Origin of the sequence: Serinicoccus kebangsaanensis, from assembly GCF_008919445.1 — a bacterium.
Classification (GTDB): Bacteria; Actinomycetota; Actinomycetes; order Actinomycetales; family Dermatophilaceae; genus Ornithinicoccus; species Ornithinicoccus kebangsaanensis.
The window spans coordinates 86,096-95,651 of sequence record NZ_VSLG01000013.1; the positions used below are offsets into that span (position 1 = coordinate 86,096).

A 9,556-nucleotide genomic window follows, 5' to 3' on the forward strand; every position below is an offset into this window, starting at 1 on the left:
CAACGACGTCGAGTTCACCCCACGGGGTGAGGCGATGGACCTGTGGACCCGCGGCCCCGCCGGTGTGGCAGGATCGCCTCATGGGCAACCTCGTCGCCAAGATCCTCACCGTCGGTGCCGTGCTCGCGGCCAGCACCATCGCGCGCAAGGCCACGGACGGCACCTGGAAGTTCGTCACGGGCAACGACTCCCCGACGAACCCGGAGGACCCGGAGATCGACCTCAAGGAGGCCGTGGCCTTCGCGGTGCTGTCCGGTGCTCTCGTCGGGCTGGCGCGGATGCTGGCCAACAGGGAGTCCAGCAAGGTGATCGCCAAGGCGAGCCGCAAGAGCTCGGAGCAGGTCGCCCAGCAGACTAGTTGAACATTTCTTGACTGTTCTTCCAGTTTTGCGAGCAGTGAATCGGGGCTTTTGAGCCGGGTGGGGCCCTAGTTGCGCTGACCTCGGCCTTTACACCATACTGTCGCGCGTCCCGAACATTTCCCTCGGAGAGTCGTCGATGCCGAACGTCCCCCAGAAGAGTCTCCGCGAAGTCGCCATCCGCGCATTCTGGCTGCTCTGCGACGGCTTGTGCTGGGTCTTGGCGCTCTTCATCGCCATCTGGACCCGCGGTGGTGCCAGTCTCGAGGTCCTGACGGACCCCAACTTGTGGATGGCGGCGGGTCTCGCGGCGACGCTGCACGCTGCCGTCGGCATCGCAGGCGGCCCCTACATGGTGAAGCACATGCGAGGGAGCTTCGACGAGGTCACGGCCGTGGTGAAGACGGCCGGCATGGCCGCCCTGATCCTCGTCGCGATCGCCTGGATGACCCCCGCCATCTTCCTACCGCGGTCGGCCGCGCTGCTCGCGCCGGCCCTGGCCATCGTCTTCATGCTGGCCTCGCGCTTCCTGGTGCGCACCTACCGCTCGCGCCTGGTGAGCCGGAACCCGGAGGGCGAGCGCGTCATCGTCTTCGGCGCCGGCCTCGCCGGCCGCCGCCTGGTGCACAACATGCTGCACGACGACCGCTCCCAGTTCACGCCGGTCGCCCTCCTCGACGACGACCGCAGCAAGCGCCGGCTGAAGATCGAGGGGGTCCCGGTGGTGGGCACCTTCGCCAAGCTGGCGTGGGCGGTCGAGAAGACGGGGGCGACCTACCTCGCGGTGGCCGTGCCGCACGCCACGCCGGAGCTGCTGCGGGCTGTGCAGCACGAGGCGCGCGAGCTCGAGCTGAAGCTGCAGGTGCTGCCTCCCATCGGGGACTGGCTTCGTCAAGCCGACCCCAAGGCCACCGACCTTCGCGACATCAACCTGGAGGACCTGCTGGGGCGCCGCGCCGTCCAGCTGGACCAGGAGGCCATCTCCGAGCATCTCACCGGCAAGGTGGTGCTCGTCACCGGCGCAGGAGGGTCGATCGGGTCTGAGCTGTGCCGTCAGATCGCCAAGTTCTCCCCCGCCCGGCTGGTCATGCTCGACCGGGACGAGTCTGCGCTGCACGCTGTGCAGCTGTCTCTGACGGGTCGCGGGCTCCTCGAGGGTGAGGACCTCTTGCTGGCAGACATCCGCGACGGCGACAATCTGCAGACGCAGTTCGCCACCTGCAAGCCGGACGTCGTCTTCCACGCTGCGGCGCTGAAGCACCTGAGCCTGCTGGAGCGCTACCCCAAGGAGGCCTGGCAGACCAACGTGCTCGGCACCCTCAACGTGCTGCACGCCGCCGCGCAGAACGGTGTGGGGACGTTCGTCAACATCTCCACCGACAAGGCTGCCAGCCCGACCTCGGTCCTGGGCACGAGCAAGCGGATGGCGGAGCGGCTGACGGCCGAGTTCGCCCACCGCGAGCCGGGGCGCTATGTCTCCGTACGCTTCGGCAACGTGCTCGGGTCTCGCGGCTCGGTCATCCCCGCGTTCACCGAGCAGATCCGCCAGGGCGGTCCGGTGACGGTGACGCACCAGGACGTGGAGCGCTACTTCATGCTCATCCCCGAGGCCTCTCAGCTGGTCCTCCAGGCCGGTGCGATCGGCCGGGACGGAGACGTGCTGGTCCTCGACATGGGCACCCCGGTCAAGATCGTCGACGTCGCACGTGACCTGATCCGCACCTCGGGCAAGGACATCGAGATCCGCTTCACCGGGCTGCGCCCCGGCGAGAAGCTGAGCGAGGTGCTCTTCACCGACGGCGAGGTGTTCCGCGAGACCGAGCACCCCCTGATCACGGCAGTGAACGTCCCGCGCATCGCGCCAGAACTGGTGCGCCCACGCTCCTTCAGTACAGCGGACCAAGCTGCGGCGTGGCTTGCTGCGCACGTCGAGAACTCACCCACGACCGCCCTGGAGCCTGCGGAGTGACCGATCGGATCCACCTCTCCAAGGCTGACATCACCGAGGTCGAGGAGGAGTTCGTTCTCGCTGCCCTGCGCTCGGGATGGGTGGCGCCCCTCGGACCAGACGTCGACGCGTTCGAGCGAGAGGTAGCCGAACGGGTCGGCGTACGTCACGCGTTGGCGCTGGCCTCCGGCACCGCTGCTCTCCACCTGGCGCTTCTGGATCTTGGCGCACGACCCGGCACCGCAGTGGTGCTACCGAGCATGACCTTCGCCGCGTCGGCGAACGCGGTGGCCTACACAGGAGCTGAGACGGTCTTCGTCGACTGCCAGGTGGAGGACGGGAACGTGGACCCCGACCTGCTGATCGAGGCGGTCGACACGCTCAGGGCTGAGGGCACGCAGGTCGTGGCGGCCATGACGGTCGATCTCTTCGGACGCGCCTGCGACTACGACCAGATCGAGTCTGACCTCGGGGCTCGCGGAGTGCCGCTCCTGGAGGACGCCGCAGAGTCACTCGGAGCCACCTATCGCGGGCGTCCGGCGGGGTCGTTCGGCGCCGCGGCAGCCCTCTCCTTCAACGGCAACAAGATCATGACGACGTCCGGCGGAGGCATGCTGCTGAGCGACGACTCGCGGCTCATCGAGCACGCCCGCAAGCTGTCCACCCAGGCCAGGGAGCCGGTGCCGTGGTACGAGCACACAGAAGTGGGCTACAACTACCGGATGTCGAACATCCTGGCCGCTCTCGGCCGTGGTCAACTCACCAGGCTCGATCGCATGATCCAGCGCAGGCACAGCATCCGCCGGCGCTACGTCGAGGCTTTGGCCGACCTTCCGCTCCGCTTCCTCGGCGTCCGCCCGGAGCGCGGCGACGAGTCCGACAACTGCTGGCTGACCACCGCAGTCATCGAGAGCAACCGAATCGACGTCAACGACGTTCTCGCAGACTTGGAGGGGCGAGGAATCGAAGCACGTCATCTGTGGAAGCCGATGCATCTGCAGCCGGTCTACACCTCTGACCGCTTCTTCGGCTCCACTCACGGAGAGAGTCTGTTCCGGCGTGGGCTGACCCTGCCCAGCGGTTCTGCTCTGACGGACGACGACATCGACACGGTCATCGCGGCTCTACGCGATGCGCTGATCTCGCTGCGATGAGGTACGCGGAGAAGGATGCGGGGTTCGAAGCCTTTCTCGATCGGCTGAACATCACGATCGCGGCCGAGTTTTCTGTCGGCGAGGTCATCGGGCCGACCTTTCCCTCGGGGCATGTCGTCGGGCTTCCTCGATCTGGCACGACCTTTCTCTTCCAGGCACTCGCGGCGTCCGGTCGGGTCGGCTACCCCAGCAATCTGATGGCTCTCTTCTGGCGCAGCCCATGGGTAGGAGCCCGACTCCAGAGGCAACTGTCTGTGACAGCCAGCACGACGTCACTGAACTCCGTGGCCGGCCGCACTCCGGAGCCCTTGGATCCCCACGAGTTCGGATACTTCTGGCGAGACGCGCTCGGCCACGACACCAACGCCTTGGAGCCTTCTGGATCAGCAAGACCGCCAGCGGACCTCCGGAGGGCGTTGGACGCGATCTCGTCCATATTCCAGGCTCCGACGGTCTACAAGAACTTCTTGGTGCCCGCCCATCTCGACTACCTCTCCGAGGTCGGTGCTCAGCGGTACCTCCTCGTCGAGCGCTCGCTCGATCAGGTTGCCGCGAGCCTGGTGCGAACGCGCAGATCTCTTGAGATCCCTGAGTCATCGTGGTTCGGCATCGCGCCCCCTGGCCCGTGGCCTGCTTTCTCCAGCGACCTCGAGAGGGTGGCTTTCCAGGTCGCCCACGTCCAGCGGGCCATCGAGAGCAGCGGCATCCGAGACCGGGCCGAGACCCTGGTGGTCACCTACGAGCAGCTCTGTCGCAATCCAGCCCAAGAGCTCCCTCGAGTCCTGGACCACCTTGACGTAGCGCCAGATGTGCAGAGGGCATGGCCGCAGCCTCGCCAGCCGCAGGACTCACTACACTCGCTACCGGCCATGGACCGACGTGCCCTCCTGACTTACCTCGACCACTATCTGGGACAGACGACTTGTGACTCTCCGAACTGACAGCAACAGGTCTCTGCGGATCCTGGACCTGGCCGTCGTGGGGCTCACCGCTCCCGGTTGGGGACCGCTCCTCGCAGGCTGTGCCCTGCTGTGCCGAGTCGCGCAGGGCGCACCGGTGATCTTCACGCAGGAGCGAGCAGGTCTGCACGCCGAGCCGTTCACCGCGTACAAGTTCCGCACGATGATCAACGATGCCGACTCCTACCTGGATGACAGCGGTGCGCCGACCCGCCAGCGCGTGACTCCGACGGGCGCGCTGCTGAGGCGAACCGGGCTGGACGAGCTTCCGCAGATAGCCAACGTGATCCGAGGCGATATGAGCCTGGTGGGCCCCCGGCCGGTGCTGCCCAGCTGGGTGGACCGGTTCCCGGAAGGCGCGAGCCACCCACGATTCCGGACCCGGCCAGGCCTCACCGGCCTGGCGCAGATCGCCGGCCGCAACACCGTCCTTTGGTCGGAGCGTCTGGCCCTGGACACCCGCTGGTCCGACACGGCGTCGGTTCGCCTCTACCTGAGCACCCTCCTTCGCACACCACTCGCCCTGCTGCGACCCACGGTGTCGGCCGACCGCAACGCTCATGCCGTCGACGACCTCCAGCAGCCGGCGTGATGCCTGTGATCTCCTTTCATCAGCACGACCCAGGGATTGCCGTCGCCGATGTCTACGCGCACTCGGCCTACGGGCACAGCGCGGAGCTGATCGACGGTGGCAGGTGGGAGTGCGCCGCCGATCAGAGCACCGGCATCGTCTACCCCTACATCCGCCGCGAAGCTGGTGGTCCGCGGATGTACGACACGGTGACGCCCTACGGGTACGGCGGCATCTCTGTGCCCGACGGCACGTCACCAGAGTCGGTCACGGCCTTCCGACACGCCTACATCGCTGCGGCCAGGGCGCGAGGACTCGTGGCTGAGGTCTTCCGGCTCTCCCCGCTTGATCCGCAGGGCGCCCTCGTGGAGACCACGTCGCATCTCCGCGATCACCCGACCTTCTTGTCCCACATCCATGACGTAGACAGCGAGTTCGCGGCCGTCTCGGGCGCTCACCGCACCGCCTGCCGCAAGGCAGACAGGTCCGGCGTCAGCGTCGCCGAGACCGATCCTGCGGGCCTGGTGACGGCCGATCACCCCTTCCGAGAGATCTACGACGAGACCATGGCCCGAGTCGGGGCTCGCGGCTCGCTACGCCTCCCGGACGAGTACTACCGTCGGCTTCTGCAGCTACCTGGCCGAGCCCTCAGACTCGTCCTGGCCTCGATCGATGGGGACGTGGTTGCGGGGGCCATCTTCCTGGCCTGGGGAAGCCGCCTCCACTACCACCTCTCCGGAGCGACCGTGCAGGGCCGACGCGCTCAGGCGACCAATGCGATCATCGAGTTCGCCAAGCGTGAGATGTTGCCGACCCCCTTCACCCTGCACCTGGGTGGCGGACTCGGAGGTGACGACGCCCTGGCCAGGTTCAAGAGCCGCTGCACCAGCTCGACCGCGGTGATGCAGCTCCGCACTGCCGTCATCGATTCCTCGGCGTTTGCGAGCTTGTCGTCCGAGGTGCCGTCTACGGACTACTTCCCCCCGTGGCACGCCCCGCCGGCGAGGGCTGAGTCATGACGAAAATTCTCTTCGGAGTCACTTCCGAAAATACGGCGCATGCGTTCTTGGACGGCCATCTCCACGAACTCGCTAGCGCTGGCTGTCAGGTGCATCTGCTGTGCGGCGATGGACAGGGTAGCCTACTCCAAGAACTAGCCGACAGAAACCAGACAACTCTCCACACCATTCCGCTAAGCCGGCAGCCTGCCCCGCTCCGTGACCTCAAAGCACTCCTGGCCGTCTACCGCATCGTACGATCCGTGGCACCAAATATCGTGAGCGCAGGAACACCGAAGATGTCGATGCTCCTACTAGTAGCGAGTTGGTGCGCGCGAGTCCCTCGCCGGGTCTACATTGTCCATGGCCTACGCCATGAAGGGATGTCGGGCTGGCGAAAGAAGAGTCAACAACTCCTTGAGTTCATGCTCTGCAAAGTAGCAACGGATACTGCAGCTGTTAGCGAGTCAGTGCGACATGGGCTGTCCGCGATAGGCGTCCCGAAGAAAGCAATCGATGTGGTCGGCCACGGATCCCCCGACGGCGTTGACAAAGAGTTCTTCCAGCTTCCCACTCCGGCGAATCTTGATTTGTTTCGCGCGCACTACGCAATCGATCCAACGCGCCCTACCATCGGCTTTGCAGCTCGGTTGACGCATGACAAAGGCATTGGCGTCATGGCCGATGCTGCGAGAAATCTGCCATACGTGCAATTCTTGCTCGCGGGACGGCCAGAACCCGCGAATCAAGAAGACGTCCGAATACTGCAGCGTCTCAACGACAGTCCCAACGTAATCCTCGTGGGTCGTCTTGACGACATGCGCCCTCTGTACGCCGTTAGCGACGTGTTCGCCCTCCCAACCCGGAGAGAAGGACTCCCTACTGTCATTCTTGAGGCTTCAGCAAGCGGAACCCCAACAGTCGCCATGGATGCCACAGGAACTCGAGATCTGGTTCAGGACGAGTCCAATGGACGACTGGTTGCGCAGGGCGACACCGCCGCCTTTATCGACGCGCTGCGCGACTTGGTTGACAACACAGACAAGAGGCGACGATTTGGTCAGTGCGCCCGGGCCTTCGTGGCCGCGAGGTACGATCAGAATACAGTTCGACGAGACTGGCGGCACTACTACCTAGAATCTCGCGCTGTAAGCAAGCGCAACACCATCTCTCCAAAAAGTAGACCACGCAACGTGGAGGACTCTTGAACATAACCTCACGCCTAGGCAGGCACTCGTCCATGAAGAGGGTCAAAGAATCTGCTAGACGCGCATACGGCGAAATTATCCGCGGGCGAACTCGCGTCCGATTAATCCACGAGGAGTCTAGACCCGCAGAAACCCCACCGCGCTTCATCTTATCTCTTTATAGGTCTGGAACAACCCTGCTGAGATACTGCCTCGACTCACATCCCCAGCTAGCCGTCCCTCCGGAGACTGATTTCATTGGCCTGCTCGCCAAGATTCTGGAGGATCAGCAGTCACTAGCCGGCTACCGCGACTTGGGCTACGACGCAGAAGACGCGCGGAGAGTTCTCGCAGATGCAGCTCGTCGGCCACTTGACACTTACGCGGCAGGCAGGGACGCTTCCGCCGGGTGGGTCGACAAGTCACCGCGCAACGCAGAGAGTCCCGCATCGATATATGCGCTCTTTCCCGATTCGAGAATGGTGATAATGCACCGACACCCATTGGATCAGATTCATTCCTTCACGCGTGGCGGGAGCTTCTGTCATCCTGCATTGCGCGTGTCGATACACGGAGAAGAATTGATCGCGGCTGCGGCCGAATACTGGCGCGCCAATACTAAGCTGCTCATCCAGGAGAGCGAGTCACACGCCGAATCAACCTTGGCCATGCGCTACGAAGATCTGTGCGCGCAACCTGAGAGAATCTTGCGGGATGTTCTGTCTCACTACGGTCTAGAGTGGTCCTCGGAAGTACTCAAGTATCATGCCCATGATCATGATCTGGGGCGAGAGGCTGGCAGGGTTGCAGGAACGCGAGGCTTTAGCGTCTCTGCCGATGCTTGGCGAAACTGGCCAGCGGAGTGGGCAGAACGCGCGTGGGAAGTGACCTCACGCGAGGCTACCCTACTAGGCTACACGATTGCGTAGAGGCGTCGTCTACTGCGAATACGTAAGGAACGAGGTTAAGTGGCCGCGATTTTGCCCTCACTAGTCATGGGCGTGGCGTCGCTGCTCCTGCTTGTGGTTGTGTGTGTCCGAACCGACAGGAGCTTCTTCTTCCCACTTGTGTGTGTGTTCTCTTTCAACCTTGTGTCCGGCCTCTTCCTTTTTAATGCAACTGGGCTGGGAGTGGATGCCAGCCTCTACGACGAGACAGCTCGAGGGACGTTGGCCTATTGGACTGGTGATTCTGATACAGCGCCGGATTCACTCCCCGGGAAAACGGGTTACGTCTGGTTTTTGGCGGCAGTCTACCTCGTGCTTGGCGTGACGCCGTATCCGATATTGGTCCTGAATGCCTTGGCGGTAGCACTTTCCGGACTAGCCATCGCCCGTACAGTTGGTCTGCTAGGTGGACTGCAGCTGGCTCAGAAGTTGGGTGCTTGGAGTGGCATTCTGGTCCCTGGCCTTGTGTTTTGGACCAAGGACGTCTTGCGGGAGCCGTATATTTTTCTCTTCACGGCACTGTCCGCCATGGCCGTGATTCTGTGCGCCGATGGGAGAAGATGGATATCATGGTCGATTATCTCTGTCGTGGGTCTCTTCGGAACTCGGCAGGAGTCAGTGATCATCGTTGGCGCAGCCTTAATTGTGGCATTGCTGCTCTCGAAGGGCCAGCGGTTTGGTTCTCGAATATTTGTCCTTGCAGCGTCGGGGCTTCTAGTAAGTCCCGTCCTTGCTTATGCCCTTCGACAGCTTCCTTCAGCTGACCTGCAGTCTCTACGGGTGACCAATGCGAGAGGAGCGACCAGCATTGCGCCTGGGACGGATCTGCCAATAGATCCCCTTAGTGTAGCAAGGAGTTTTGGCGGACCGTTCCCATGGGAGTGGTCTGGTCCGCTGTTCTTGCTGGCGATTGATGCCGTTTTCTCCTGGATCATCTTATTCTTCGCTATCTACTGGGTGAGGCGCAATTCCTGGCCGGGGCTATGGGCGCTGTTCTTGCCCGCGGTCGCGTTATACCTCGTGGTTTCGGTAACTGCCGCTTACAACTACGGGCTCCTTGTTCGGATACGCACTCAGCCCTTAGTGCTTCTACTGCCACTAGGTCTGGCAGGCCTCGGCGACTTCCTAGATCGCTTTGCCCGCCGCGGTAGCCGGCCTTCTCAGGCGCCTTCCCGCGCTGGGGCAAGCCCTGTGCCTTAGCGTGCTCTGCAGCGGGTGCACCTCCGCATAGGCATCGGGCGGTGCGTCCGCTCTTAAGGGTCGAGAAGCGGCCCCTGGGCTCACCAGCCCAGGGACTAGAGAGGCTCGGTGCATGCCAACCTGGAGCCGTAGTTGAGTCCAGCACACGGGTGTAAGCGTGTCAACGGCAGGCCAAATCTGACCCCCTGACGGCAGGTGAAAGCTGACCCCCTGCATGTCAGTTCTCTTCCTGG

At 63.5% G+C, this 9,556-nt stretch carries 8 protein-coding genes; all 8 read left to right on the plus strand.

Annotation, left to right across the window (positions count from 1 at the left end):
* The first annotated feature begins 80 nt into the window (after nucleotides 1–80).
* The 8 genes from FXF60_RS13310 to FXF60_RS16990 all read left to right on the plus strand — a co-directional run bounded on the left by FXF60_RS13310 (nucleotide 81) and on the right by FXF60_RS16990 (nucleotide 8,105).
* Nucleotides 81–362 (plus strand): DUF4235 domain-containing protein, encoded by a 282-nt coding sequence (locus FXF60_RS13310; RefSeq protein ID WP_151526460.1) that lies wholly within the window; start codon nucleotides 81–83, stop codon nucleotides 360–362.
* A 136-nt stretch (nucleotides 363–498) separates the two neighbouring features.
* Entirely contained in the window at nucleotides 499–2,328 is a 1,830-nt protein-coding gene (locus tag FXF60_RS13315) for a polysaccharide biosynthesis protein (RefSeq protein WP_238335857.1), read from the plus strand.
* A complete protein-coding gene (locus FXF60_RS13320) occupies nucleotides 2,325–3,461 on the plus strand; it encodes a DegT/DnrJ/EryC1/StrS family aminotransferase (RefSeq protein WP_151526461.1) in 1,137 nt (378 codons plus the stop codon). The genes FXF60_RS13315 and FXF60_RS13320 overlap by 4 nt, the downstream gene beginning before the upstream one ends.
* Nucleotides 3,458–4,402, plus strand: coding sequence for a sulfotransferase (locus FXF60_RS13325; RefSeq protein ID WP_151526462.1), 945 nt, complete (start codon nucleotides 3,458–3,460; stop codon nucleotides 4,400–4,402). The genes FXF60_RS13320 and FXF60_RS13325 overlap by 4 nt, the downstream gene beginning before the upstream one ends.
* A complete protein-coding gene (locus tag FXF60_RS13330) occupies nucleotides 4,386–5,012 on the plus strand; it encodes a sugar transferase (protein WP_302849031.1) in 627 nt (208 codons plus the stop codon). The genes FXF60_RS13325 and FXF60_RS13330 overlap by 17 nt, the downstream gene beginning before the upstream one ends.
* Nucleotides 5,012–6,010, plus strand: a complete 999-nt coding sequence (locus FXF60_RS13335; RefSeq protein WP_151526464.1) for a GNAT family N-acetyltransferase — start codon at nucleotides 5,012–5,014, stop codon at nucleotides 6,008–6,010. The genes FXF60_RS13330 and FXF60_RS13335 overlap by 1 nt, the downstream gene beginning before the upstream one ends.
* Nucleotides 6,007–7,197: a glycosyltransferase family 4 protein gene (locus tag FXF60_RS13340; RefSeq protein ID WP_151526465.1), complete on the plus strand. Its 1,191-nt coding sequence runs from the start codon at nucleotides 6,007–6,009 to the stop codon at nucleotides 7,195–7,197. Before FXF60_RS13335 ends, FXF60_RS13340 begins: the two co-directional genes overlap by 4 nt.
* A 32-nt stretch (nucleotides 7,198–7,229) precedes the next feature.
* Nucleotides 7,230–8,105 carry a sulfotransferase family protein gene (locus tag FXF60_RS16990; RefSeq protein ID WP_151526466.1) on the plus strand — a complete coding sequence of 292 codons (876 nt, stop codon included), beginning with the start codon at nucleotides 7,230–7,232 and terminating at the stop codon, nucleotides 8,103–8,105.
* Nucleotides 8,106–9,556 lie beyond the last annotated feature (1,451 nt).

Excerpts from the sequence above, each read along its gene's own strand:
- FXF60_RS13310 (WP_151526460.1), top strand. The coding sequence starts at position 81 with ATGGGCAACCTCGTCGCCAAGATCCTCACCGTCGGTGCCGTGCTCGCG.
- FXF60_RS13315 (WP_238335857.1), top strand. The coding sequence starts at position 499 with ATGCCGAACGTCCCCCAGAAGAGTCTCCGCGAAGTCGCCATCCGCGCA.
- FXF60_RS13325 (WP_151526462.1), top strand. The coding sequence starts at position 3,458 with ATGAGGTACGCGGAGAAGGATGCGGGGTTCGAAGCCTTTCTCGATCGG.
- FXF60_RS13335 (WP_151526464.1), top strand. The coding sequence starts at position 5,012 with ATGCCTGTGATCTCCTTTCATCAGCACGACCCAGGGATTGCCGTCGCC.
- FXF60_RS13340 (WP_151526465.1), top strand. The coding sequence starts at position 6,007 with ATGACGAAAATTCTCTTCGGAGTCACTTCCGAAAATACGGCGCATGCG.
- FXF60_RS16990 (WP_151526466.1), top strand. The coding sequence starts at position 7,230 with ATGAAGAGGGTCAAAGAATCTGCTAGACGCGCATACGGCGAAATTATC.